This window comes from Stenotrophomonas maltophilia group sp. msm4, from assembly GCF_032025605.1.
Taxonomy (GTDB): Bacteria; Pseudomonadota; Gammaproteobacteria; order Xanthomonadales; family Xanthomonadaceae; genus Stenotrophomonas; species Stenotrophomonas sepilia.
This window is the reverse complement of sequence record NZ_JAVSKK010000003.1, coordinates 15,064-37,557: the sequence shown is the minus strand read 5'-3', so window position 1 is coordinate 37,557 and position 22,494 is coordinate 15,064. Positions and strand designations below refer to the sequence as shown.

Annotated in this window: 25 protein-coding genes, 2 pseudogenes and 1 riboswitch; of the genes and pseudogenes, 10 read left to right on the top strand and 17 right to left on the bottom strand. The window is 67.4% G+C overall.

Features of this window, described 5'->3' with window-relative positions; translation table 11 throughout:
- Nucleotides 1-69: 69 nt before the first annotated feature.
- From ROV93_RS14505 to ROV93_RS14495, 3 genes are all read right to left on the bottom strand, one after another.
- Nucleotides 70-1,365, bottom strand: a complete 1,296-nt coding sequence (locus ROV93_RS14505; RefSeq protein ID WP_072167353.1) for a heme biosynthesis HemY N-terminal domain-containing protein — start codon at nucleotides 1,363-1,365, stop codon at nucleotides 70-72.
- 6 nt (nucleotides 1,366-1,371) lie between these two features.
- Nucleotides 1,372-2,349, bottom strand: coding sequence for a uroporphyrinogen-III C-methyltransferase (locus ROV93_RS14500; RefSeq protein WP_072167352.1), 978 nt, complete (start codon nucleotides 2,347-2,349; stop codon nucleotides 1,372-1,374).
- Between the two features lie 105 nt (nucleotides 2,350-2,454).
- Nucleotides 2,455-3,264: a uroporphyrinogen-III synthase gene (locus ROV93_RS14495; protein WP_072167351.1), complete on the bottom strand. Its 810-nt coding sequence runs from the start codon at nucleotides 3,262-3,264 to the stop codon at nucleotides 2,455-2,457.
- A 35-nt stretch (nucleotides 3,265-3,299) separates the two neighbouring features.
- Between ROV93_RS14495 and ROV93_RS14490 the strand changes: the two genes are divergently transcribed.
- From ROV93_RS14490 to ROV93_RS14470, 5 genes are all read left to right on the top strand, one after another.
- Nucleotides 3,300-3,767 (top strand): YiiD C-terminal domain-containing protein, encoded by a 468-nt coding sequence (locus ROV93_RS14490; protein ID WP_005407593.1) that lies wholly within the window; start codon nucleotides 3,300-3,302, stop codon nucleotides 3,765-3,767.
- 32 nt (nucleotides 3,768-3,799) lie between these two features.
- A complete protein-coding gene (locus ROV93_RS14485; RefSeq protein ID WP_061479368.1) occupies nucleotides 3,800-4,225 on the top strand; it encodes a hypothetical protein in 426 nt (141 codons plus the stop codon).
- A 57-nt stretch (nucleotides 4,226-4,282) separates the two neighbouring features.
- Nucleotides 4,283-4,720, top strand: a complete 438-nt coding sequence (locus tag ROV93_RS14480; RefSeq protein ID WP_049416566.1) for a rhodanese-like domain-containing protein — start codon at nucleotides 4,283-4,285, stop codon at nucleotides 4,718-4,720.
- 100 nt (nucleotides 4,721-4,820) lie between these two features.
- Entirely contained in the window at nucleotides 4,821-5,339 is a 519-nt protein-coding gene (gene secB / locus ROV93_RS14475; protein WP_005407596.1) for a protein-export chaperone SecB, read from the top strand.
- A gap of 20 nt (nucleotides 5,340-5,359) precedes the next feature.
- Complete coding sequence (locus ROV93_RS14470) at nucleotides 5,360-6,385, top strand: NAD(P)H-dependent glycerol-3-phosphate dehydrogenase (protein ID WP_049416568.1); 1,026 nt, start codon at nucleotides 5,360-5,362, stop codon at nucleotides 6,383-6,385.
- 125 nt (nucleotides 6,386-6,510) lie between these two features.
- On the opposite strand, the gene ROV93_RS14465 is transcribed toward ROV93_RS14470, so the two are convergent.
- Nucleotides 6,511-6,987, bottom strand: coding sequence for a nuclear transport factor 2 family protein (locus tag ROV93_RS14465; protein ID WP_255299131.1), 477 nt, complete (start codon nucleotides 6,985-6,987; stop codon nucleotides 6,511-6,513).
- A gap of 114 nt (nucleotides 6,988-7,101) precedes the next feature.
- On the opposite strand from ROV93_RS14465, the gene ROV93_RS14460 reads away from it, so the two are divergent.
- Complete coding sequence (locus tag ROV93_RS14460) at nucleotides 7,102-7,776, top strand: Ivy family c-type lysozyme inhibitor (protein ID WP_072167349.1); 675 nt, start codon at nucleotides 7,102-7,104, stop codon at nucleotides 7,774-7,776.
- Between the two features lie 60 nt (nucleotides 7,777-7,836).
- Here the strand turns inward: ROV93_RS14460 and ROV93_RS14455 are convergent.
- The 5 genes and pseudogenes from ROV93_RS14455 to ROV93_RS14435 form a co-directional block, all read right to left on the bottom strand.
- Nucleotides 7,837-8,213: pseudogene (locus ROV93_RS14455) on the bottom strand (hypothetical protein).
- Between the two features lie 480 nt (nucleotides 8,214-8,693).
- Nucleotides 8,694-9,725, bottom strand: coding sequence for an ACR3 family arsenite efflux transporter (gene arsB / locus ROV93_RS14450; RefSeq protein ID WP_072167347.1), 1,032 nt, complete (start codon nucleotides 9,723-9,725; stop codon nucleotides 8,694-8,696).
- A gap of 13 nt (nucleotides 9,726-9,738) precedes the next feature.
- Nucleotides 9,739-10,242, bottom strand: a complete 504-nt coding sequence (locus ROV93_RS14445) for an arsenate reductase ArsC (RefSeq protein ID WP_043034987.1) — start codon at nucleotides 10,240-10,242, stop codon at nucleotides 9,739-9,741.
- 36 nt (nucleotides 10,243-10,278) lie between these two features.
- A pseudogene (gene arsN2, locus ROV93_RS14440) lies at nucleotides 10,279-10,698 on the bottom strand (arsenic resistance N-acetyltransferase ArsN2); the annotation flags it as partial.
- Between the two features lies 1 nt (nucleotide 10,699).
- Nucleotides 10,700-11,029 (bottom strand): metalloregulator ArsR/SmtB family transcription factor, encoded by a 330-nt coding sequence (locus ROV93_RS14435; RefSeq protein ID WP_049416577.1) that lies wholly within the window; start codon nucleotides 11,027-11,029, stop codon nucleotides 10,700-10,702.
- A 17-nt stretch (nucleotides 11,030-11,046) separates the two neighbouring features.
- Here ROV93_RS14435 and arsH point away from each other — a divergent pair, with 17 nt between their 5' ends.
- Nucleotides 11,047-11,775, top strand: coding sequence for an arsenical resistance protein ArsH (arsH, locus tag ROV93_RS14430; RefSeq protein WP_072167345.1), 729 nt, complete (start codon nucleotides 11,047-11,049; stop codon nucleotides 11,773-11,775).
- A 15-nt stretch (nucleotides 11,776-11,790) separates the two neighbouring features.
- Here arsH and ROV93_RS14425 read toward each other — a convergent pair whose 3' ends face one another.
- The 3 genes from ROV93_RS14425 to ROV93_RS14415 all read right to left on the bottom strand — a co-directional run bounded on the left by ROV93_RS14425 (nucleotide 11,791) and on the right by ROV93_RS14415 (nucleotide 14,114).
- Nucleotides 11,791-12,477, bottom strand: a complete 687-nt coding sequence (locus tag ROV93_RS14425; RefSeq protein WP_072167344.1) for a hypothetical protein — start codon at nucleotides 12,475-12,477, stop codon at nucleotides 11,791-11,793.
- A gap of 156 nt (nucleotides 12,478-12,633) precedes the next feature.
- Entirely contained in the window at nucleotides 12,634-12,906 is a 273-nt protein-coding gene (locus ROV93_RS14420; protein ID WP_005420910.1) for a hypothetical protein, read from the bottom strand.
- Nucleotides 12,907-13,124: 218 nt separating this feature from the next.
- The gene (locus ROV93_RS14415) at nucleotides 13,125-14,114 is read right to left on the bottom strand and encodes a DUF2268 domain-containing putative Zn-dependent protease (protein WP_194434023.1); all 990 of its coding nucleotides are present in this window, start codon (nucleotides 14,112-14,114) and stop codon (nucleotides 13,125-13,127) included.
- Between the two features lie 161 nt (nucleotides 14,115-14,275).
- Here ROV93_RS14415 and ROV93_RS14410 point away from each other — a divergent pair, with 161 nt between their 5' ends.
- From ROV93_RS14410 to ROV93_RS14400, 3 genes are all read left to right on the top strand, one after another.
- Entirely contained in the window at nucleotides 14,276-14,851 is a 576-nt protein-coding gene (locus ROV93_RS14410; RefSeq protein ID WP_049465985.1) for an Ax21 family protein, read from the top strand.
- A gap of 266 nt (nucleotides 14,852-15,117) precedes the next feature.
- The gene (locus ROV93_RS14405) at nucleotides 15,118-16,092 is read left to right on the top strand and encodes a Dyp-type peroxidase (RefSeq protein ID WP_312540243.1); all 975 of its coding nucleotides are present in this window, start codon (nucleotides 15,118-15,120) and stop codon (nucleotides 16,090-16,092) included.
- A gap of 86 nt (nucleotides 16,093-16,178) precedes the next feature.
- Nucleotides 16,179-16,595 (top strand): hypothetical protein, encoded by a 417-nt coding sequence (locus ROV93_RS14400; RefSeq protein WP_072167331.1) that lies wholly within the window; start codon nucleotides 16,179-16,181, stop codon nucleotides 16,593-16,595.
- A gap of 96 nt (nucleotides 16,596-16,691) precedes the next feature.
- On the opposite strand, the gene pnuC is transcribed toward ROV93_RS14400, so the two are convergent.
- The 5 genes from pnuC to ROV93_RS14375 form a co-directional block, all read right to left on the bottom strand.
- On the bottom strand, nucleotides 16,692-17,264 hold the full coding sequence (gene pnuC, locus ROV93_RS14395; RefSeq protein ID WP_072167431.1) for a nicotinamide riboside transporter PnuC: 573 nt from the start codon (nucleotides 17,262-17,264) through the stop codon (nucleotides 16,692-16,694).
- 8 nt (nucleotides 17,265-17,272) lie between these two features.
- The gene (locus ROV93_RS14390) at nucleotides 17,273-19,462 is read right to left on the bottom strand and encodes a TonB-dependent siderophore receptor (protein WP_072167330.1); all 2,190 of its coding nucleotides are present in this window, start codon (nucleotides 19,460-19,462) and stop codon (nucleotides 17,273-17,275) included.
- Nucleotides 19,463-19,532: 70 nt separating this feature from the next.
- A riboswitch (TPP riboswitch) is annotated at nucleotides 19,533-19,628 on the bottom strand.
- Nucleotides 19,629-19,726: 98 nt separating this feature from the next.
- On the bottom strand, nucleotides 19,727-20,851 hold the full coding sequence (locus ROV93_RS14385) for a phosphotransferase (protein ID WP_072167329.1): 1,125 nt from the start codon (nucleotides 20,849-20,851) through the stop codon (nucleotides 19,727-19,729).
- Nucleotides 20,852-20,979: 128 nt separating this feature from the next.
- A complete protein-coding gene (locus tag ROV93_RS14380) occupies nucleotides 20,980-21,387 on the bottom strand; it encodes a glycine zipper 2TM domain-containing protein (protein WP_088496698.1) in 408 nt (135 codons plus the stop codon).
- A 467-nt stretch (nucleotides 21,388-21,854) separates the two neighbouring features.
- On the bottom strand, nucleotides 21,855-22,493 hold the full coding sequence (locus ROV93_RS14375; protein WP_005420808.1) for a response regulator transcription factor: 639 nt from the start codon (nucleotides 22,491-22,493) through the stop codon (nucleotides 21,855-21,857).
- Nucleotide 22,494 lies beyond the last annotated feature (1 nt).

Below are 22,494 nucleotides of genomic sequence, written 5' to 3'. Positions count from 1 at the left end.
TGTTCGGATTGTTGCTCTGGTGGGTGCCAAATTCACCGGTGGATGCCGGCCAGCGGCCGGCACTACCAATCAGGGTAACCGCGGGTTGCCGAACTCGTCGCGCTCTTCGTTGGCGTCATACACCGGCGGCTGTGCAACGATGGGCTGCTCCTCCACCGTGGCGCGCAGCGGCGTCTCGGTGCCACGCACCAGTTCCACGCTGTCCTCGCCGCGCTGCAGGCGCAGCGCATTGGCCAGGCACTGCGCGGCCAGCGCGTGTTCGCCACGCTGGGCGAACACTTCACCCAGCGCTTCCCACGCCGGTGCACCGGCGCCCGCGGCGATGGCCTCGTGCAGGAACGCATCGGCGGCATCCCATTGCTGCTGGCCCAGGGCCACGCGGCCCTGTGCCAGGCGCAGGGCGGCCGAGTCATCGTGCACGTTGCGCCAGCGCGCCAGATTGGCCTGGCGGGTGGCCAGGCGCTCGGCGGGCAGGCGGCCATACAGCGCCACCAGATCGTCATTCCAACGCTGGTCCAGTGCCTGTTCCAGCGCCAGCAGCGCCGGCTCATCCCAGTCCAGCGCCACCGCACGGCTGGCATAGGCGCCCACCACGTCCGGGGTGGGGCGCAGCGCCTTCGGGGTGGCCTCCCACTGTGCGGCCAGCGCGTTGACGTCGGCCGCTTCCAGTAGCGCCTGTGCGGCCAGGCGTGCCTCCAGTTCGCTGTTCGCGTCGGCCGGCAGCACCTTGCTCTGGCGCAGCGCACCCAGCTGGCCATACGCTTCGTGCGCGCGGCCGGCCTGTGCCAGCGCTTCGGTACGCAGCCACAGGCCGCGCGGCGGCAGCGGCTGGATCGCCGCTACGTCCAGCGCATTGATCGCATCGACCGGCAGATCGCGCGCCAGCAGCTGTTCGGCGCGCAGCAGCGCCTGCAGGGTGGCGTCGCTTTCACCCAGGCGCTGCAGCAGCGCCTCTCCGGCGGGGCCGTCGGCCCGTGCCTGCGCGCTGCGCACGGCGGTGGCCAGTGCCACCGCGCTCACTTCCGGGTCCTTGGCGGCGCCGTCCAGCAGCTTCTCCGCACGCTGCCACTGGCCATGCTCGTAGGCCTGCAGGCCGTCGATCAGGCGCACCCGGCCCTGCTTGCGGCGGTAGCGGCCCCAGGCACGGAACGGTGCAGCGATCAGGCTCCACAGCAGCCACAGCACCAGCACCGTGATCACCGCCAGCAGCGCTACCTTCGGCAGGTTGCTGTGATAGTCGTAGCCGCCGTAGCGCAGGGTCACTTCGCCGAAGCGGTTCAGGTCATCGGCGCCGAGCCATTGCGCGGCGACCACGCCGATGGCCACGGCCAGCAACAGCACGACCAGGGATTGCAGGGGTTTCATGCGGGCTTACCTCCGGTCGGTCTGGGTGCGCAGTTGTTGCAGGGTGCTGCCAAGGACAGCGTCGTTGGCCTGCAGCGGCAGTTCGCGCAAGGCCTTCAGTTCAGCACGTTGCGCGCGCAGGGCCGGTGAATCCGGCCAGCGCCGCTGTGCCCACTGCTCCACGCGGTCCAGAGCGGTGTTGCGGCCCGCGCGGTCGCCGCGCTCGATCGCGGCGCGCGCCAACGTCAATTCCAGCTGCAGTGCATCGTCGGCGTTGCGCTTTTCGGCGGCCGTCAGCGGGCCGTTCTGGCGGCTCGGGGTGATGTCCACGAACGGTGCCAGCGTGGCCTGCCACCAGGGCTTGGCGGTGCTGCTGCCGGTCGTGCCGGTGATCTGCGAGGGCAGGCCCTGCAGCGCCCGGGCCACAGCATCCAGGCGCTGCAGCGACTGCACGCGCGGGCCGCTGCCCAGCGCATCCAGTGCCTCGCGCTCCTGCACCAGCGCCTGGCGCAGGTTCAGGCCGTCGGCGTCGGGCAGATCGGCCAGCGCGATGGCGGCCTGTGCATACAGGCGGCGTGCGCCGTCCACGTCGTCGGCGTAGTTCAGGCGCTGCGCAGCCTGGGTCAGCAGCAGCTCGGCCTCATCGCGCTGCACCGCCTGGCGGCCCTGGTTGGCACTGTCGGCCAGCTTGGCCACGTTCTCTTCCAGCAGCGCGCTGCGCTGTGAGAGTCCCAGCATCTCGTCGCGCAGCACGCGGTTGGTGGTCGCCGCATCCTGCAGGCGCTGGCTGGTCGCGCGCTGGTCACGGCGCAGCGCATCCAGCGTGGCCTCCAGGCCCTTCAGCTGTACGGCCTTGGCCTGTGCCTGCGCTTCCTGTTCGCGCTGTTGCTGCTGCCAGACGTACCAGCCGGCATAACCGCCCGCGCCGAGCACGACCACGGCGGCCAGCGGCAGCAGCCAGCGCACGGGTCGATGGGGTGGGGGTGCGGGCGGAGTATCGTTCATCAGGCTTCCTTGTCGGCAACGTCGCCGGTCGGGGTGCCGGCAGGCTGCGTTGTGCACAGCATCACCGTTGCCGACGGCAGCGGCAAGCGTGATCCACGTCCCTGTTCAGGTCGCTGCCGGGACGGTGAGCGTGGCGTGTGCAGCGGCCACCAGCTGCGCAGCGGTGGGGCCGGCGCTGCGTGTGATGCGCTGCAGGCCGAGCGCCTGCGCCTGTTCGCCGAGGCGGTCACTGGCAACCACCACGCGGGCAGACGCCCGCAGGCGCTGCTGCCCGGCCGGCGGAAGCTGTTGCCAGAAATGCTGCAACGCTTCGCCACTGCTCACGGCCAGTACCCACGGCTGTGCTGAATGCGCCAATCGCGCCAGCGTTCGCGGGGGCAGTCGCAGCAGGCGACGCTTGTAGACGTCGGCACGTTCGATCGTGGCGCCCGCCGCCTGCAGCTGCGCGGCAATCAGGCCACGCCCGCCGGGCGCGGTCACCAGTCCGATGCGCAGGCCCTGTACGTCGGCCAGCACCGGCAGCGCCAGCAGGCCTTCACTGTCCATCCGCTGCGGCGCGTGCACCTCGGTGATGCCGTGTGCCTGCAATGCGCGCGCAGTGCCTTCGCCCACGGTCAGCCACGGGCTGCGCTGCACGCCGGCCAGCGGCAGCAGGGACGCGGCTGCGGCAACGGCGGCCGGGCTGGTGAACACCACCCGGTCGCAGTTCAGCGCGCGTTGCAGCTGGCGCACCACAGCCGTGCCATGCAGGCGCTGCAGGCGCCAGGGCGCCAGGGCCAGGACATTCCCGCCCAGCCCGGCAACGGCGCGGCGCAGCGCCACGTTCTGGCCCCGCGGGCGCAGCGAGATCAGGGTCCAGCGTGGGCCGGAACGGCTGGCGCCAGTGGGTATCGTATGGTCGACCATTGCCTGCATTATGCGGGCCCTTCGTTGTCGTGGTCGCTGCTCCGATGTCCGTTGATGCCCTGACTTCCTCGTTGGCCGCCCTGCAGGACGTGCTGGACTGCATGCCGGCGGTGCGCGCCATGCAGATCCAGCTCGACGGCTATGCCGATGGCGTGCTGCGCATCACCGCGCCGCTGGCGGCCAACGTCAATGACAAGGGCAACGCCTTCGGCGGCAGCCTGGCCTCGGTGCTGACCCTGTCCGGCTGGGCGCTGGTCAGCCTGCGCCTGCGCCTGGCCGGCCACGATGCCGAGGTCTATGTGGCCGACAGCAACCTGCGCTATCTGGCGCCGGTCTATGAGGACCTGCACGCCCACGCCGAAGCGGCCGAAGCCACCGGCTGGGACGCCTTCCTGAATACCTTCCGGCAGCGCCGCAAGGCCCGCATCAGCATCATCGCCACCCAGCCCGGTGCCGATGGCAAGCCCGCCGCCGAATTCAGCGGTCGCTTTGTTGCCTTCGCCAAAGGGTAGGATGGCAGGCTGACGTTCTGGGGAAACCACCGATGCGCCGCCTCATCCAGTTCCTGATGTATTCCCTGCTGCTGGCCAGTGCCGTGGCCTCGGCCGACGACCTCAGCCGCAAGCAGCGCAAGCTGCTGGAAGAGACCCAGATCGCCTACGGGGCGACCATCCGCTGGGGCAGCATGGACGATGCCATCGGCTACCTCGACCCCAAGCTGCGCAAGGAAAAGCCGCCGACCGAGTTCGAGCTCAACCGTTACGCGCAGCTGCGCGTGTCGTCCTATCGCGAGCGCAGCAGCGCCTCGCTGGACGGTGGCCTGGTCGAGCGCCGGGTCGAAATCGGGGTGATCAACCAGAACACCCAGGCCGAGCGCACCGTGGTCGTGGTCGAGCGCTGGCGCTGGGACCCGGAGGCCAAGCGCTGGTGGCAGACCGCCGGCCTGCCGGACCTGTGGAAGGGGCAGTGACGGGCCGCGTCCGGCTTGTGCGACAATCGGCGCCCGCTTAATCGACCCGTGACCTGAGTGAATTACGAAGAGTTGCTGGCCTTTGCAGGCCGAAACCCGATGCTGTCCGCGGCCCTGGTCGGCCTGACCGTGGCCATCATCGTCACCGAGATCCGCCGCCTGTTCCGGGGCTTCAAGGGCATCAAGCCCGCCGAACTGACCCAGCTGATCAACGCGGGCGGCACGGTGGTGGTCGACCTGTCGGCCAGCGGTGACTTCGAGAAGGGCCACATTGCCGGCAGCCGCAATGCCCAGGCCAGTGCCTTCGGCCCGGAAAACAAGCTGGTGGCCAACGCCAAGCAGTCGCCGGTGGTGCTGGTGTGCCGCAGCGGCAACGCCTCGGAAACCGCCGCCAAGGCGCTGAAGAAGGCCGGCTTCGAAAAGGTCTACGTGCTCGACGGCGGCATTCCCGCCTGGCAGCAGGCCGAACTGCCGCTGGTCAAGGGCCGCAACTGATTGTCGCAGGTGGCGGATCCGGCCTTGTCTGGGCCGGGTCCCGCCCCCATCGCAGTAGTTAGACCATCGTTTTCATTGCATTCACCTGGAGTTACTGGAAATGTCCGAAGAGATCACCAACGGCGCCGCTGCGCCGGTCGATGCCGCTACCGGCCCCGCTTTCACCGTCGAGAAGATCTACGTCAAGGACGTCTCCTTCGAGTCGCCGAACGCGCCGACCATCTTCAATGACCAGGTGCAGCCGGAGCTGCAGCTGAACCTGAACCAGCAGGTGCAGCGCCTGGGTGAGAACGCCTTCGAAGTCGTGCTGGCCGTGACCCTGACCTGCCAGGCCGGTGAGCGCACCGCCTACGTGGCCGAAGTGAAGCAGGCCGGCGTGTTCGGCCTGGTCGGCCTGGACCCGCAGTCGATCGACGTGCTGCTCGGCACCCAGTGCCCGAACATCCTGTTCCCGTACGTGCGCCAGCTGATCAGCGACCTGATCCAGGCCGGCGGCTTCCCGCCGTTCTTCCTGCAGCCGATCAACTTCGAAGGCCTGTACGCAGAAACCCTGCGCCAGCGCCAGGAGCAGGGCGACGCACCGTCGCTGGCTGACTCCGAGCCGGCCGGCAACGCCTGATTCCTGCCGCGACGTCACGGATGAGCACTCCCGCTGACAAGATCGCCGTGCTCGGCGCCGGTTCCTGGGGAACCGCCCTGGCCAGCCTGCTCGCACGGCACGGTCACCCGACCGTGCTGTGGGGGCGCGACGCGGCCGTGGTCGACGCCATCGACCAGCGCCACGAGAACCCGCGCTACCTGCCGGGCATCCCGCTGCCGGACAGCCTGCGTGCCACCACCGATCTGGCGTCGGCGGTGCAGGGCGCGGCCTGGATCCTGGTGGTGACGCCGTCGCACGCGTTCGGCGAGACCGTGCGTGCGCTGGCGCCGCTGCGACCGGCCGGTGCCGGCGTGGCCTGGGCCACCAAGGGCTTCGAACCCGGTTCGGGCCGTTTCCTGCATGAAGTGGCGCGCGAAGTGCTGGGTGAGGATGTGCCGCTGGCCGTCGTCACCGGGCCGTCGTTCGCCAAGGAAGTCACCCAGGGCCTGCCGACCGCGATCACCGTGCACGGCGACGTGCCCGAGTTCGCGCAGACGGTGGCCGAGGCGATGCATGGCCCGGCGTTCCGCGCCTACACCGGCGACGACATGGTCGGTGCCGAGCTGGGCGGCGCGATGAAGAACGTGCTGGCCGTGGCCACCGGCGTGGCCGATGGCATGCAGCTGGGCCTCAACGCCCGTGCCGGCCTGATCACCCGTGGTCTGAACGAGATGCTGCGCCTGGCCGCTGCGATCGGCGCCAAGCCGGAAACGCTGATGGGCCTGGCCGGCCTGGGCGATCTGGTGCTGACCTGCACCGGCGATCTGTCGCGCAACCGCCGCCTGGGCCTGGCCCTGGGCCGTGGCCAGACGCTGCAGGATGCCGTGCGCGAAATCGGCCAGGTGGTCGAGTCGGTGCAGACCGCCGACGAAGTGATGCGACAGGCGCGCCGCCATGGCATCGACCTGCCGATCTCCGACGGTGTGCGTGCCGTGCTGCATGGCGAGCAGACCCCGGAAGAAGGCCTGCGCGCACTGCTGGCGCGGGAACAGAAACCGGAGTATCCGGACACGCTGTTCAAGTGAATCGAAAAACCCCGGCCACGCGCCGGGGTTTTTTTATGTGCGTGCCCTATCCACGCATGGCGTGGATCTACTGCCGAACCCGCTTCTGGTAGCTGCCAACCTTGGTTGGCGCCCGGCGGCAGCAATCACCGCGCCCGCGGCGGCGCGCTGGTGTTGTCCATGTCCGAAAAGATCAACCACGGCCCATCGTCCACGCGCTTCAACGTGAGCGTGAACTTGCCGGTATCGCCCACGTTGTTGCCGTAGCTGTACGCACCGACGATGTAGCCCGTGTTGCCCTCCATCGAATACGCCAGCGCACGCAGCCGCAACGGGCTGCCGCCCTGGCCGGCATACGCGGCCTCGATCGCACTGCGGCCGCGCACCGGCGGCTGGTTGCTCTGCAGCACAAAGCCATCCTCGGCGAACAGCGCAGCCAGTGCCTTGGCATCACCCGTGCGCCACGCCTGCTCGTAGTCGCGCAGTACACGGTCCAGCGGTGCGGGCAGCGCTGCGTCCGGGAGCGACTGCGCAGGCTTCGCGTTTCCTGCATCGTGAGCAATTGCCGGCGATGCCAGCAGCAGAGCACTGCAGAAGATCATGGCGAGTCGTGTCCGGCGCATGCGTCCGGCTCCAGGCGATGACGGGAAGCTGCGAACGCATCCTGGCACGGTGCTGGTTAGAATCACGCGGCCGCCGATTCGGCGGACGCAGCGCAGATCAGACAAGGACACGGAATGAAGATGCGAATCACAGGGATGGCGATGATGGCCGCGCTGCTGGCAGCCTGCGGACAGGCACCGGAGAAGACTGGCGGGACTGCACCTGCTGCGGCGCCAGCGCCGACCACCGAAGCACCGGCCGCCGCGGCGACGGTGGTCGAGGAGGAACCGTCCGCCGAAGACGGCGTGGCCCCCTCGGTGTGGGACAACGAAGGCGAACCGGAAGACCCGGGCGCCGGCGGCGAACTGACCTGCGCGGACAACCCGCTGGCGACCCACTTCTTCACCCTGGTGGGCGGCAACACCGTGGACGACTGTGGCCGCAAGGATCCGAAGGTGCTGGCCGCGTTCAACGCCCTGATGAAGAACACGGCCGCAGCCGAATCCGCCGACAAGGAGATTCCATCGCTGCGCGAACGCCTGTTGAGCGGGCCCAGCAGTCCTGGCGAACTGGTAGTGCTGCAGGGCGAGCCGTGGTGGTTCTACACCGCCTGCCAGGCCCACGACTGCCCCGGCACCGCGTTGGCGATGCTGTACTCACCCACGCAGGCGAAGATGGTCGGCCGTCTTACTGCGCGCTGCCGTGTGTGGTGGCTGGGCGAGCCGACGGCGGAACAGCGTGTGCAGATCGAACAGCGCCAGCCACTGCAGGATGCCGCGCTGAAGGAAGACAGCGCGCTTTGCGGGTGATGTGGCGCGCGCCGCAGCGCCGGGCCGTGCCCGGCGTTGCAGTGAGCGTTGTTCCCCGTGTCACCCTTCCGGGCGCATGCGTGCGCTGACCTGTGCGGTCAGCGACAGACTGGCCATCATCAGGCCCTCCATCACGCGGTCGCCCACGTACTCCTCTCGTCGGGACCGTTCTGGCGCACGCGCCCGGCAGCCAGCAGCATTTCCAGCGCCACGCGCAGGCCGGTCAATGCGCAATCCGCGTCGGCCAGCGCCATGCGGCGGCCCGGCATCTGATGACGTTCGGGCCAGGGTTGGCCGTCGGCGGCGGCGCCCTTGCCGATGCGGTCGAGGGTGGCGATGAAACCGAGAGGATCCTGCTGGTGCGGTGCTTCCGAAGGCGCGTCCGCGTTGGCGGGCACGTATTGCGTGCGTAGTCGGGAGGATTCGGGTGTGCTCATGGCAATGCTCCGTGCAGGACAGACGGCAGCCGCCACACAAAGGTGGCGGGCGGAGACGTGGCTCGAAAACCGGGCGCTTGTTGAAACCGGCAGGCACAGGGCCTCCACGCTCCGCCCGCCATAGCCGGCAGACGGATTGCCCGCCGGCGCCACGAGGGGTGACGCCGGCGGGCAAGCGTTGTTAAACAAGCGCACGGGTTTTCGAAGCCCGGCCATCCTTTTTCGATGGCACGTCATCTGTACGCGTGCTGCTGCGCGGTGCCAATCAGAACAGTTGCATTCAACGCTTGATCAAAGACGCTTTTGGCATTTTTGCACGCTGTTAAGCTGTCGCAGACGCAGGCGCCGCAACGGCCGTAGCGGCATGGGGAATATGCGACATGGGTCGAAGTTGATGACGTGGCGTACGGGCACCCCACCAAGTCGATGACGACAGTGCGGGGCGAAGAACGCAATTCGACTCCCACACACTTTGATCTGTCAGTGCTCTTCGCGTCTCTCGTACCAGGCTTGTGTACGGTTCACGATCCGCACCACGGACAGCATGACCGGTACCTCGATCAGCACACCCACCACGGTGGCCAGCGCCGCTCCCGAGTGCACGCCGAACAGTCCCACCGCTGTGGCCACAGCCAGTTCGAAGAAGTTGCTCGCACCAATCAGCGCTGACGGGCCGGCCACGCGATGCGCCACGCCCAGACGGCGGTTCAGAAGGTAGGCCAGGCCCGAAGTGAAATAGACCTGGATCAGGATCGGCACCGCAATCAGCGCGATCACCAGCGGTTGCTTCACGATCTGCTGGCCCTGGAACCCGAACAGCAGCACCAGCGTCAGCAGCAGCGCGGACAGGGACAGCGGGCCCAGCCGTCGAAGCGCGCGCTGCAGGCCCGCCTCGCCGCTGCGCGAAAGCATCCAGCGCCGAAGCAACGCGGCCACCAGCACGGGCACCACGATGTAGAGGCCAACCGACAACAGCAGCGTGTCCCAGGGCACAGTGATCGCCGACAGGCCCAGCAGCAGCGCAACCACCGGCGCGTAGGCAACCACCATGATCGCGTCGTTCAACGCCACCTGGCTCAGGGTGAAGTTGGCATCACCGCGGCACAGGTTGCTCCACACGAACACCATGGCGGTGCAGGGCGCGGCTGCCAGCAGGATAAGCCCGGCGATGTAGCTGTCGATCTGTGCTGCGGGCAGCCAGTCCGCGAAGGCATGGCGCAGGAACAGCCAGCCCAGCAGCGCCATCGAGAACGGCTTCACGGCCCAGTTGATGAACAGCGTCACGCCGATGCCCTTCCAGTGCTGCTGCAACTGGCGCATCGCAGTGAAGTCGACCTTCAGCAGCATCGGGATGATCATCAGCCAGATCAGCACCGCAACCGGCAGGTTGACTTTGGCCACTTCGGCGGAGGCCAGCACCGCGAAGGCATCGGGCAGGACGTGGCCCAGCAGCGTGCCCATCGCAATGCACAGCACAACCCACAGCGTCAGGTGTCGCTCGAACAGGCTCATGGCAGTGGCACCGTCATTGTGCGCCGTCGGTCGGCAGCAGCTGGCCGATCCGGTCCAGCGCGTGCTGCAGCGCTTCGCGTTCGGACCACACCGATTCGGGCAGTGCGAGCAGCGCACGCAGGCGCGTTTTCACGATGGCATGGGCCAGTGCGAAGGCCGCGGCCTTGTCGGCATCGCTGCCTGCCACGGCGGCCGGATCAGGCAGGCCCCAGTGGCTGCGGATGAAGTCACCGAACACCACAGGGCAGGCTTCGGCAGCGGCCGCGTCACACACGGTGATCACCAGATCCATCGGGGCTGCATCCACGAACTCATCCCACGACTTGCTGCGCAGCCCTTCAACGGGCATTCCTTCGGCCTGCAGCTGGGCGAGCGCGAAGGGATTGATCTGGCCAGTGGGCTGGCTGCCCGCACTGAATGCGCTGAAGTGATCGCCGCCCCAGGCGCGCAGGGTGGCTTCAGCCAGCACGCTGCGCGCGCTGTTGCCGGTGCAGAGGAACAGGACATTGCGGGTCATGTGGCTTCCGTGGTCAGTGAGTGGCTTGGACATGCACAGCGCGCTGGCCGGGCAGAGACGAGTGAACTCGGCAGAGCTGCGGATCGCCTCCGCTATCTGCGCGCGATCGCATCCGGCATAGCCGTGCCGCGCGAACCACGGGCCTGCCGACGTCGTCAGCAGCACCAGTTCCCTGACCTGCATGCGGCGGGCCATGTCCTCGGCCGCTGACAGCAACGCGCGCCCAAGGCCGGTATTGCGTCGGTCATCGGACACCACCAGTGAGCGAAGCAGGGCCGACGCGCCGAAGATCTGCAATCCAACGGCACCCACGGGAATGCCGTCGAGGTCTGCGACGAGAAACGCCACCTCGCTGCTTTCCAGATCGGCCACGGGCAACTGCGCCTGCCGCAGAAGGTCGCGGATGGAGCACAGGTCGTCGCGCGTGCCTGCACGAATCACCGGGTCGGGCTTCATCTCAGCACCTGCATGCCGGTTCGCTCACCGCGCACCGCGCATCCGGGGAGCCCGCGCAGCAGTTGTGCGTCAGGTACTGGATCAAGCCGTTCATCGCATCGAAGTTGGCGCGGTAGCAGACGTGGCGACCTTGGCTTTCGCTCTCCACCAGCCCGGCCTGCACCAGCTCCTTCAGGTGGAAGCTGAGCGTGGCTGGAGGCACCTGCAGGGCCGTGGCGATGTCGCCCGCCATGCGCCCTGCCGGGCCCGCCTCCACCAGCAGGCGGAAGGCGGCCAAGCGGGTGGCATGGCCGAGGGCGGTCAGGGCGGTGATTGCATTCGACGTTTCCATATTTCTAGAATAGTCGAATGAGTGCGCCAATCACAAGCCCGGACCTGCCCAACCTGGCGGAATCGTCATTGCCCCAGCCCGATCATCACCAGCTCGCCGCGGCAGATCTGGGGCCGCCACGCATTCTCCTGCTCTACGGCTCGCTGCGGCCCCAGTCGTTCAGCCGCAAGCTGGCGCTGGAAGCCGAGCGGCTGCTGCGCCACCTGGGGTGCGATACCCGGGTGTTCGATCCGCATGCGCTGCCGATGCTGGACAGCGTGGACAGGAATCACCCCGAAGTGCGGCGACTGCGCGAATGGTCACAGTGGTCGGAAGGGCAGGTCTGGGTCAGCCCCGAGCGGCATGGCACGGTCACCGGCGTGTTCAAGAACCAGATCGACTGGTTGCCGCTGGAAGATGGCAGCGTGCGGCCGACGCAGGGCAGGACGCTGGCGGTGATGCAGGTGAGCGGCGGCTCGCAGTCGTTCAACACCGTCAACACGTTGCGCGTGCTCGGCCGCTGGATGCGCATGCTGACCATCCCCAACCAGTCGTCGGTGGCCAAGGCCTGGCAGGAATTCGATGACGACGGCCGGATGAAACCCTCGCCGTACTACGACCGGGTGGTGGACGTGATGGAGGAACTGGTGAAGTTCACGCTGCTGACGCGGGGCCGGTCGGACTACCTGGTGGACCGCTACAGCGAGCGGAAGGGCGACGCGCACGCCGCGGCATTGGCGCGGGCTGCAGGGGCTACGGCTTCCTGAGTTCCAGTACGCGCGCTACCTGCTCGCGCGCTGCGCGCCCTTGCTGTTCTCGTCCTTTGCATCGCCACGGCTCTGCGCGAACGCCGGGAACGTCTTCGCGATCGAATCCTTGTCCGGCAGGATGTAGAACACGCCGCCCTTCTCGAACGTGGAGTGCACGATCTGCTCGTAGAACGCCGGCGAGACGTTGATGCAGCCGTGGGTGACGCGGTTGTCGTCCGGCGTCGGCGTCGCCAGTCGTTCGGCGCGCTTTTCCTTCGGGGTGCCCGGCGGCAGCGGATGCATCGACACGGCGGAATCATAGTCCACCCACAGCACGCGCCCGGCATCGTCGGAGGGGCCATAGGCGCCGATGAAGCGGCCCGCAGGCGTGGTGCGGTCGTGGCCGGGAATCGCGCTCAGGGCAAGCTTGGCGACGCCGGGTGCGGAATGATCGCCGATGGCCGAACCGAACAGCGCCGGCGCGGCGCCGCGCAGCTTGCCGTCGCCGCCGAAGACCAGGACCTGCGCCGCGGCCTTGTCCATGATCGCGAACGGATAACCCTGATTGTCCTTGCTGGCGACCACCCAGCCGGCCAGCTCGATCACTGTTTCGGAGACGCTCTGGTCGGGCGGAAGTTCATCAACGGCGGCCGCCAGTGCTGCGGGTGCGTCCTTGTCCCTGGCGTTGGCTGCGCCGCTGCATGCAACGGCCAGTGCCATGGCCAGAGCGGCATGGAAGGCGCGGCGTGCAGGGGAGGAGGAGGTACGAATGGGACGGCTCCTGGCAATGCAATCCTGGTGGAAGGAGGCCAGTGGCCGGCGAGGGCCACTGGTTCCCGATACAGAGGTGGATCAATTCAAACGGTGAGGGAGCGATCAGCCGCGCGGCTTGCGTCCGACGGGTGCCCTTTCAAGCTGCTGCACGCGGCCTTCGATCTGGTCCAGGCGCTGGTTGGCCTGCTGTGCCGACTGGTTGGCGGACTCGGCACTCTGTGCAGCGCCCTGCACCTTTACATCGAGCTGATCGAGGCGCGAGTTGATGGTTGCGAACTCGTCCTTGTAGGTGGCACAAGCGCCAAGGCTCACGGTGGCGATGAGCGCTACAGCAAGTGCGCGGGCCGTCTTCATGTGTTGCGGGTTCAGGTTCATTGCACTCCCTCCTTCGTCTGGGGAAGCTGGAATATAGCGGCGTTTGTTCCCCACGCTGACAAGCGCTTTCAGCTGAAGTTGGAAGACGTGGAAGGGTTGTGAAATATGTTCATCAGCAAAGCTTAACGAGTGAGATCAGGCGAGCTGATGTGCACAGAGGCGATGGCCTTGCGGTTGCTCGAATCGCCCAATTCATCAGCCTGAAGACGGCTTCATTCCTACCCGTTTTCCACTGGCCCACACGCCGGGCGCCATTCACTTGCGGCGAACAACGCCGGCGCACTTTCCGGACGCACCGTCAGCAGCGTGGCGACGGCACCAGCTTTGTCATCGGCGCGGGCAACGTAGTCAGCGGCAATGCGGTAGCCGATCCAGTAGCCAAGATCGCCGCGGCGCGTTTCGTCGCCCGCTCCGTTGTAGAGCCATTGCGACAGATCAGTACCAGCGCTGTCCCGGGCGAACTGGCGTTCCAGGGCGCATTCGCGGCCCTGCGTCCAACGACGCAGATGCGCGTTGGCCGGTTGCCCCGAGATCAGTTCGCCCACGTACTCGGCGCCGCCTTCAAGCAACGTCTGATAGAGCAGGGTGGGCTGCGCGACATCGACGCTCGCACCGGGCTGCTGCACGTGCACGTACTCATGGGCGATCAGGTGCACGAATCGATCGCCGATGTCGGGCTGCATCCAGTCGGCGTGGCACAGTGCCTCCAGTCCGATCACCACGCCGTCGGGCGTGGTGACACCGCCGCTGTTTCCCCGACCCACCAGCACGGTGACCGGCGGAAAACGTGCGGAGGGAAACAGCGTGCCCAACCGATCGAGTGCCTTGGCAACCCGCTCGCGGATCTCCGGCAGTGCCGTCGCACAGGTACGGGCTTTGGCAAACAGCGCAGGTCTGCGCTGGATCGCATCTGCAAGACGATCCATCGAGCCGATACGGCTGTCAGTGAAGCTGCGTAGTGCATCCGTACCCGCATGCAGATAGCCGCGCTGCAGATCGTCGGCATTCGGCTTCCCTCCGCTTGCATCCAGCACGCTGAAGAAGCGCGTGACATCGTCGGTCTGAATCACGATGCGCCCGGAAGGGCGGGTACGCTCGGCTGCGTTGGCTACCTGCAGCATCATCGGCAGGGCGAAGAGCAGCAAAGCCCGCACTGTGCGCCGGGCATGAAGCGGAAACAGCAGTGACGCGACTGATGCGTGCGGCATGAGGAGTTCCCTGAACGCCAGCCTTATTTATACACCAGTCAGTTCAATATTCAGGGTCGATTAGACCCCCTAACGGATAATTCACACCTGTCGACCGCCTCCTCTCTCTCCCCCTCCCGGGAGTCGGCCGACGAAACCAAAATAATTAAAGGTGTGTCCCGATGAACAAGAATTCGCTGCTCGCCCTGGGCCTTCTGGCTGCCCTGCCGTTCGCTGCATCGGCAACCGATGGCCTGTCGTACAACTACGTTGAAGGCGGCTACGTGAACACCGATGCCAAGGGCGGCGACGCCGATGGCTGGAAGGTGAAGGGTTCCGTGGCGGTGCACCCGAACTTCCACATCTTCGGCGACTACAGCGCCCAGGAGACCGACACGTTCAAGAATGACGTCGACCAGTGGCGCATCGGTGCCGGCTACAACTACGGCATCGCACCGAACACCGACCTGGTCGCCCGTGTCGCGTACCAGAAGTTCGACATGAAGCACGGCCTGGACTTCAACGGCTACTCCACCGAAGTCGGCGTGCGCACCGCGTTCAACCCGTACGTGGAAGGCTACGTGATGGCCGGCTACGAGGACTACACCAAGAAGCACGGCATCAACCCGGACGGCGAGTTCTACGGCCGCGTCGGCGCCACCGCCAAGTTCAACCAGAACTGGGGCCTGAGTGGCGAAGTGAAGCTGGCCAAGGCCGGCGACCGCGAGTGGTTCGTGGGCCCGCGCTTCACCTGGTAACAAACGCCCGTCGTTAGAGCGTGTTGTGCTGGCGTGTGACTCTCTCTCTCTCCCACACGCCAACCGAAGCCCGGCCTCGCGCCGGGCTTCTTCTTTTGTGTGCGTCCGGAGAGTGCAGGGCCGCAGCAGTTCCATGTAGCGCGGGAATGCACGGTGCTGCTCGCAGGACGGAACGAGAAACGCTCCGTCGCCGGTCAGGCGGTTCCGCTATGATCCCGGCACGTCGCCATTGACGATGCACCCGCCTCAAGCCAGCAGGAACTGCCGTGAATTCCCAGCCCGCACCGATCACCGCCCTCAACCACACGCTCGACAACGAGCCGCAGCAGATCACCGCACCGCTTACCCATTCGGCGGCGTTTCTGGTGCTGAAGGTGAAGAATGACGAGGCGTCGATCGCCAAGGCACGCGAGGTGCTGGCCAGCACCGATGACCTGATCAAGAACACCGCCATCCGCGAGATCGAGCGCACCTTCACCTGCAACGTGGCCATCGGCCATCGCGTGTGGCAGCCGCTGTTGGGCTCCACGCCGCCACGCGAGCTGAAGCCGTTCCGCGAGATCAAGGGCGCGACCCACACCGCTGTGGCCACGCCCGGTGACCTGCTGTACCACATCCGCGCACGTACCATGGACCTGATCGTGGCGTTCGAGCGCAACCTGCTGATGGCCTTCGGTGATGCGGTGGAAGCGGTCGATGACGTGGCCGGCTTCCGCTACTTCGATGGCCGCGATCTGCTGGACTTCGTCGACGGCACCGCCAACCCGGAAGGACTGTCGCTGCCGGAAGCCACCATTGTTGGCGATGAAGACCCGGAGCATGCCGGCGGCAGCTACGTGGTGGTGCAGAAGTACCTGCACAACCTCGATGCCTGGCGCGCGCAGAAGACCGAGGCGCAGGAGGCGATCATCGGCCGCACCAAGCACGACAACATCGAGCTGGATGATGCGCCGGCCGATGCGCAGAAATCGCACAAGACGCTGTGCACCATCGAAGACGCCGACGGCGAGCACGAAATCCTGCGCGACAACATGCCGTTCGCCAACCCGGGGCGCGGCGAGTACGGCACCTACTTCATCGGCTACACGCGCCGCCTGTGGGTGATCGAGAAGATGCTCGAGCGCATGTTCATCGGCAATCCTGCGCCGCTGCACGACCGCATCCTCGACTTCTCCACCGCCACCACCGGCGTGACCTTCTTCGCGCCCTCGCGCAAGGTGCTGGCCGACCTGGGCGAGTGATCGCGCCGGGCCATCACGGCCCGCCATCTGCCTGTCATCTATGGCGCCGACCATGGCGCGCTGGATGGGAGCGCAGGAGGCAGGCGATGGCCATGGCAGGGAACAGGACCGGCATCCGCCGCTGGTGGCGGCGTCTGGCTGCGGTGTTCGGCACACTGGCACTGGGGAGTGCCGCGGCGTCCGCACACGAAGCCCCTGCGCACTGGATGGCCTACGCCGCCGCCGTGGGTGGCCAGCTGCAGCAGCGCCTGCAGCAGGAACAGGACCCGCAGGCGCAGCGCGTGGTGGAGTGGCTGCGTGCACACCCGGATACACCCACGCCGCTGCCGGTGAGCCTGTGGATTGCGGCGGACGGCCGCATCTCGAAGCTGGAGTTCGACAGCCTGGGTGACCGCGAGGTGGATGCGGACCTGCGCGTGACGTTGCAGGCCGCGCCGTTGCAGGCGGCTCCGCCGGCCGACATGCGCCAACCGCTGCGATTGGGTCTGGTGCTTGACCGGTAGATCCACGCCATGCGTGGATGGGCCTACCGGTGACCCTTCAGCCACGCATGGCGTGGCTCTACTGTGGATGGCCAGCGCACAGCCCGGCCATCCGCATCAACGAACCGGCGCCACCTGCGGTTCGCGCGCGGCCGCGCTCCATGCGCGCAGGCCGAACACGGCCAGGCCGAGGAAGAACACGTACAGCGCGGCAGTCACATGCAGCGACTTGAACAGGTACGCACCCACATAGACCACGTCCACCGCGATCCACACCCACCAGCAGGCCACATGGCGGCGTGCCTGCCACCACTGGCCGACCAGGCTCAGTGCGGTCAGCATCGCGTCCAGCCACGGCAGCGCGGCATCGGTGAAGGTGTGCATGGCCGCACCCAGCGCCACGCCACCGCACAGGCCGAAGGCCAGGTCGCGCAGCAGCTTGCCTCGCGCCAGTGGCACGATGCGGATGCTGCCCTCATCGGCGGCGTGCTGGCGCCAGTTGAGCCAGCCGTAGACCAGGAAGCCACCGAAGGCGACCTGCAGCAGCGTGTCCGAGTACAGCTTGGCCTCGGCGAACACCAGGCCATAAAGCGTGACCGACAGCAGGCCCACCGGCCATGCAGACAACCGGCGCCGTGCCATCAGCCAGACGCCGAGCACGCTGCACAGCGCGGCGGTCCACTCGAGCACGACGCCGTTCACAGCGCGAACGTCACCGACAGGCGCGCCTGTCGCGGTGCGCCGGGGAACAGGTAGTAGTCACCGCCGCTGCTGCCGGTGTCACGCCAGTAGAAGCGGTTGAACACGTTGTCCACCGACAGGTTCCAGGTCACCGCACGCTCGTGCAGCCGGTGCTGGAAACGCAGGCCGGCATCGAACACCGAGTAGTCCGGCGCGCGCACGGCGCCGTCGGCGCGCGCCACGTTGGCACCCGCATAGCGCCAGCCGCCAGTGACATCCAGGCCCTGCACGAACGGCAGTGCATAGGCCACGTGCACGCTGGCACGCACCTTCGGCACGTTCACCAGCTGATGGCCTTCATAGGTGGGCGTGCCGGTATCGCGCGCGCGCGCCTGCAGCACGCTGGCGCTGGCCACGATCTGCAGTGCATCGGTCAGCTGGCCGTTGGCGGTCAGCTCCAGGCCGGTGTGGGTCTGCGTGCCTTCCTCGACGAAGGTGTAACCCACATCGCTGTTGTCGGGCTTGGCGTACTGGTACGGCTGCGAAATGCGGAACACCGCCGCACCCAGGGTCAGCGCTTCGACCGGCACGTACTTCACGCCCACTTCCAGCTGGCGCGACTGTACCGACGGCAGGAAGGTGTCGGCGTTGCTGGTCCAGAACGGCGCTTCCTGGCCCAGCGAAATGCCGCGCACGTAACTGGCGTAGGCGTTGAGCTGGTCGGTGGCTTTCCACACCACCGCAGTCTGTGGCAGGAAGCGCGACAGGCGGCTGTGCCGCTGCGGGATGCCGCGCTTGTCGTAGGCGCGCTCGTCCAGGCGGACGAAGCGGCCACCGGCCAGCCACTGCCAGTCGTCACCGAAGCTGATCCGGTCCAGCGCGAAGAACGCGGTCTGGCGACTGTCCAGGCGCCGTGCGGAGGGGCCCGGCATCTTCGGCGACGGCGCGAACACCGGCACCGGTGCCTCGTGGATGTTGCTGGTGCCGACGTACTCGTTGACGCTCGGGCGCCTGTCCACGGTGCGGCGGAAGTAGTCGGCACCGACGGTCAGCTGGTGGCCGATGCTGCCGGTCTCGAAGCGGCCACGCAGTTCGGCACGGGCCTGCTGGTTCTGGCGGGTGTCGTCCGGGCTGCGGTAGTCGTAGATGTCATAGTCGCCGTTGGGCGCGAAGTAGTTGCCCGGCACGCTGCCATCGGCACATTGCGCGGCGTAGTAGCAGCCGTAGGCGAAGGCGACGTTGTCGTCGATCACCGAGCGGCTGTGGCCGACCGAGACGCGCGACTGCCAGGCCTCATTGAAGTCGTAGGTGTGCAGCGCGGTGATGTTGGTGCTGGCGATATCCACCGGGCGCTGCCACGGCTGGTAGCCGAGCAGATGCTCGCGGTCGACACCGCGCGGCAGGTCACGCGCGCCCAGCAGCTGGTAGCCGGACACCGAGCGCTGCGCGCTGGTCTGGTAGTTGGCATCCACTTCCAGCTTGCCGCGCTCGCCGATCAGCCAGTCGGCGGCCAGCGAGTAGAAGTTGCGGCGGCCATCGGCATGCTCGACGTAGGAATTGCTGGAATCCCATGCGGCATTCAGGCGCAGGCCGAAGCGCGGGGTGATCCAGTGGCCGACATCGATGGCGACGTAGCGCGAGCCTTCCGAATCGGTGCCGAGCGTGGCGGTGCGCACTTCGGCCGGGCGCTTGCCGATGTAGTTGATGATGCCGCCCGGCGCCATCACCCCTGCCGCCAGGCCGGCTTCACCCTTGAGGATCTCCACCGACTGCACGTTCTCCAGCGCCAGGCGCTGTTCGCCGGCGATGGACAGGCCGTTGAAGCGGTAGCCGGTGGCGGCGTCCAGGGCGAAGCCGCGGATGGCGATGTTCTGGTAGTAGCCCACCGGCGCGTAGGCATCACCGAGCGAGGCATCATTGCTGGCCAGCTCGGACAGCGAACGTAGCTGGCGGCGGTCGAGATAGTCGCGCTCGAGCACGTTCACCGAAGCCGGCGTGTCCTTCCAAGAACCGCCACCGAAGGCGTTCACGCGCGAGGTATCGGCCTTCGGCTTGCCGGCCTGCACGCGCACCGCCGCCAGTTCGGTCGGCGAGCGCTCGGCGCCGGTGGCAGCCGCATCAGGGGATGCCTCGGCCTCGCTGGCGTGCAGTGGCAGCGCAGCGCAGAGGGCGAGGGAGAGCAGGGTGGGGCGCAGGCAGCGGTTCATTCGGTTCGTCTTCGGACAACAAGGGAGACGAAGCGACGGCGCGCAGGTGCACTGACCCATGACGGGGGTGTGGCTGCGGCTCAAAGCTCCCTACGCCGGTGCAAACCGGATCAGGTTCCAAGGGACTCTCTCAGCCTGGCAGATCCAGGCACCCCCGCTTCAGGTGACCATTTCACTACAAATGGTACGGATTTGCGAGCGCCACCCAGGGTCAGATCCCTTTCCTGCGGAAAGGGATCTGACTCCAACGCTGCGTCAACCGGATCACGCGGCGGCGTGCAGGGCCTGCAGCAGTGCCTGCCCCGGGGCGGCATGGAACCACGCCGGATGGCCAAGCATGAAGGGCTGCCACGCCACGTCGGCATTGGCGGTCGAGCCGGTGACGCCCTCGAAATACTCCACTTCGGACAGTGCGAAGTCGAAATGCACCATCGGCAGCAGGTCGGCCAGCAGGTGCACGCGTGCCGCCGACAACGGCAGCACCTCGCGGTAGCCATCGAGCAACGCCAGCGCGATATCGACGCGCACGGCCTCCATGCCGCGCGCCAGCTCCAGCCATGCCACGGCGTTGCGCTCGATGGCGGTGGCCAGGTCGAACAGTGCGCTGGTGGGCGAGGCCAGGCCGAAATCCAGCACGGTGCTGACCTGCCCGTCGCGCCACAGCAGGTTGGAGACATGCCAGTCGTTGTGCGCCCACAGCCGTGGTTCGTCGCGCAGGCGCTCGGCCAGGCCCGTGTGCCACGGCAGCACGTCGTGCTGCAGCTGCGCTTCCCACGGAATGCGCTCGAGATAGCGGGCCAGGCCGGGGCGCTCGTGCAGCCCTGCCTTGATTGCCGCCACCGGATCGTCGGCGCGGATCAGATCATCGCGCGCGACCAGCAGATGGGTGCTGCGCTGGGGCGCGCGGTAGCCGTCGGCAGCACGGTGCAGCTGGGCCAGCATGCGTCCGGCTTCACGGGCCTGCGCGACGTCGGTCAGCAGCGACCACGACACCGCGTCGCGGTACAGGTCGTCGCCTACGCCGACGTCGTGCAGTTCAAACGTCCATTCGCCGTGTTCGACCGCGGTGTGACCATCGGTCGCTGCCAGCACCTGTGCCACCGGCACGCCAGCAGCGTCGAGATGGGCGATGAAGCGGTGTTCTTCTTCCAGGCAGGCCGCGTTGCGCACGCTGTGGTGATGGCGCTTGATGAACACCGCGCCGCGCGTGCCATCGACGATGGCGGCAGCCGACAACGGCCGCGGGCTGTGCCAGCGCGGTTGGCTGCCGCTGTGCAGCTGCGGATAGCACTGCCGCAACCACGCGATGTCCGCCGCGCTGATCGGTGGCCAGTCGGCAGCGACCTCGTCGTTGTTGAGGCCCTGCACGCGGTGGGAGGAAGACGTCATGCCGCAGCCCGAGAGGGGAAAGTCACATCCAAGGCTGCGCATTCAACGCCATGCGCGCGGCCAACGCAAACGGGCGGGTCATCGACCCGCCCGTCCCTGCCATCGGCAGGGTAACGCCACCGTGCCGCTTACCAGCCGCGATGGCGACCGCGGTCGTGGTAGTAGCGGTTGTCGTAGTAACGCTCGCGCTGCCAGCGGCGGTCGTCGCCACGGTTGTAGTAGCCGCTGCGGTAGTAGCCACGATCGTAGCGGCGGTCGTAGCGGTTGTCGTAGTAGCGATTGTCGTAATAGCGACGGTCGCGGCGGTCGGAGGTGGTCAGATTGCCGATTGCGCCACCGGCCACGGCACCGCCGACGGTGGCCGCAGGGTCGCCGTTGGAGAGCAGGTTGCCGGCCACGCCACCGACCACGGCGCCGACCAGGGTGCGCTTGTCCTTCCTCGACATCGCGCTGGCATCGCTGGCCACGGCGACACCGGCAACCAGTGCCAGGGCCATCGCCAGACCACGGAAGCTGAGTGTGGAAGTACTGAGCATGTTCGTTCTCCTGTGAGGTGCATGCCACGCTGGGCAGGGAGGGCGCGGGGCGCCCCGGCTGCCGTGATGTCCACGCTGGCGTTCCAACATTGCCGGAACATTGCCTGGTGCACCGAGCGGCTTGCGCATTCATCTAGCGGCAGGCGGCATGAAGCAAGGCTGAAAGCGGCTGCGGCCGCTCAGCTGGCGGAAAGGAAAAGGGCCGCGGAGGTGGCCCCTCCCTTCTCTGCCAAGGCGTTGGCATGTCCGACGCCCATCGCTTTCTGGGCCTGCCGCGCCTGCTCCTGCGGGGTCTCCTGCTGCGGCCGCAGCACGTCAGGCGCGCTCTGGCACCGCACCGCGGCGAAGCGCCAGGCTCTGCCCGCTGGCGGCCCGCGTCTCCACGGTGACGCGGCTGGCGGCCGGACATGCGCCGGTCGATTCCTTCGACCTCGCATTGTTGCCGGTGCGATTATGTGAATCGCGTCTCAAATTTTCCCGTCACGCAGATAGTCGAACAATTCGGCATCGCCCTTCAGCCCCAGCTTGAGCATCGCATCGCCCTTCTGCCGGCTGATGGTGCTGACGCTCTTGTGCAGCAGCAGCGAAATCTCCTTGACCGTCATGCCGGTGCCGAGCAAGCGCAGCACCTCCACCTCGCGCGGGGACAGCGGCTTGCCGTCGCCCTCGCGCATGCGCCAGCTGCCGGCCGCCTCCACCCGTTCGCGCAGGCTGCGGCTGATGTAGGGCTGGCCGCGGTAGACCGACTGGATGGCCTGTGGCAGTTCGTCCATCGACGAACTCTTGTCGACCAGGCCGAGCACGCCGCTGTCGAGCACCATGCGCAGGATCGCCAGGTTGCTGGAGACGCTGAGCATCAGCACGGGCAGGTCGGGATGGCGGCGGCGGATCATGCCGATCATGGCGAAGCCGTCGGCCTGCGGGCTGCCCGGCATGGAGTAGTCGGTGACCAGCAGGTCACAGGGCTGGCTGGCGAGCAGGGTCATCAGCGCCTGCGCGCTGTCGGCCTCGCCGACCACGCGGCCGACGCCGCTCGACTCGATGACGGCGCGGGTACCGATACGGACCACGGGGTGATCGTCTGCGATGATGATGCGCAAGCTCATG

Bases quoted from the DNA above. Each gene is read 5' to 3' on its own strand.
- ROV93_RS14375 (WP_005420808.1), bottom strand. From the start codon at position 22,493: ATGAGCTTGCGCATCATCATCGCAGACGATCACCCCGTGGTCCGTATC.
- ROV93_RS14425 (WP_072167344.1), bottom strand. From the start codon at position 12,477: ATGGCACTGGCCGTTGCATGCAGCGGCGCAGCCAACGCCAGGGACAAG.
- arsH (WP_072167345.1), top strand. From the start codon at position 11,047: ATGAGTGCGCCAATCACAAGCCCGGACCTGCCCAACCTGGCGGAATCG.
- ROV93_RS14465 (WP_255299131.1), bottom strand. From the start codon at position 6,987: ATGCGCCGGACACGACTCGCCATGATCTTCTGCAGTGCTCTGCTGCTG.
- ROV93_RS14390 (WP_072167330.1), bottom strand. From the start codon at position 19,462: ATGAACCGCTGCCTGCGCCCCACCCTGCTCTCCCTCGCCCTCTGCGCT.
- ROV93_RS14400 (WP_072167331.1), top strand. From the start codon at position 16,179: ATGGCCATGGCAGGGAACAGGACCGGCATCCGCCGCTGGTGGCGGCGT.
- secB (WP_005407596.1), top strand. From the start codon at position 4,821: ATGTCCGAAGAGATCACCAACGGCGCCGCTGCGCCGGTCGATGCCGCT.
- ROV93_RS14495 (WP_072167351.1), bottom strand. From the start codon at position 3,264: ATGCAGGCAATGGTCGACCATACGATACCCACTGGCGCCAGCCGTTCC.
- ROV93_RS14490 (WP_005407593.1), top strand. From the start codon at position 3,300: ATGTCCGTTGATGCCCTGACTTCCTCGTTGGCCGCCCTGCAGGACGTG.
- arsB (WP_072167347.1), bottom strand. From the start codon at position 9,725: ATGAGCCTGTTCGAGCGACACCTGACGCTGTGGGTTGTGCTGTGCATT.
- ROV93_RS14435 (WP_049416577.1), bottom strand. From the start codon at position 11,029: ATGGAAACGTCGAATGCAATCACCGCCCTGACCGCCCTCGGCCATGCC.
- ROV93_RS14460 (WP_072167349.1), top strand. From the start codon at position 7,102: ATGAAGATGCGAATCACAGGGATGGCGATGATGGCCGCGCTGCTGGCA.
- ROV93_RS14380 (WP_088496698.1), bottom strand. From the start codon at position 21,387: ATGCTCAGTACTTCCACACTCAGCTTCCGTGGTCTGGCGATGGCCCTG.
- ROV93_RS14385 (WP_072167329.1), bottom strand. From the start codon at position 20,851: ATGACGTCTTCCTCCCACCGCGTGCAGGGCCTCAACAACGACGAGGTC.
- ROV93_RS14500 (WP_072167352.1), bottom strand. From the start codon at position 2,349: ATGAACGATACTCCGCCCGCACCCCCACCCCATCGACCCGTGCGCTGG.
- ROV93_RS14420 (WP_005420910.1), bottom strand. From the start codon at position 12,906: ATGAACCTGAACCCGCAACACATGAAGACGGCCCGCGCACTTGCTGTA.
- ROV93_RS14470 (WP_049416568.1), top strand. From the start codon at position 5,360: ATGAGCACTCCCGCTGACAAGATCGCCGTGCTCGGCGCCGGTTCCTGG.
- ROV93_RS14415 (WP_194434023.1), bottom strand. From the start codon at position 14,114: ATGCCGCACGCATCAGTCGCGTCACTGCTGTTTCCGCTTCATGCCCGG.
- ROV93_RS14485 (WP_061479368.1), top strand. From the start codon at position 3,800: ATGCGCCGCCTCATCCAGTTCCTGATGTATTCCCTGCTGCTGGCCAGT.
- ROV93_RS14410 (WP_049465985.1), top strand. From the start codon at position 14,276: ATGAACAAGAATTCGCTGCTCGCCCTGGGCCTTCTGGCTGCCCTGCCG.
- ROV93_RS14445 (WP_043034987.1), bottom strand. From the start codon at position 10,242: ATGACCCGCAATGTCCTGTTCCTCTGCACCGGCAACAGCGCGCGCAGC.
- ROV93_RS14505 (WP_072167353.1), bottom strand. From the start codon at position 1,365: ATGAAACCCCTGCAATCCCTGGTCGTGCTGTTGCTGGCCGTGGCCATC.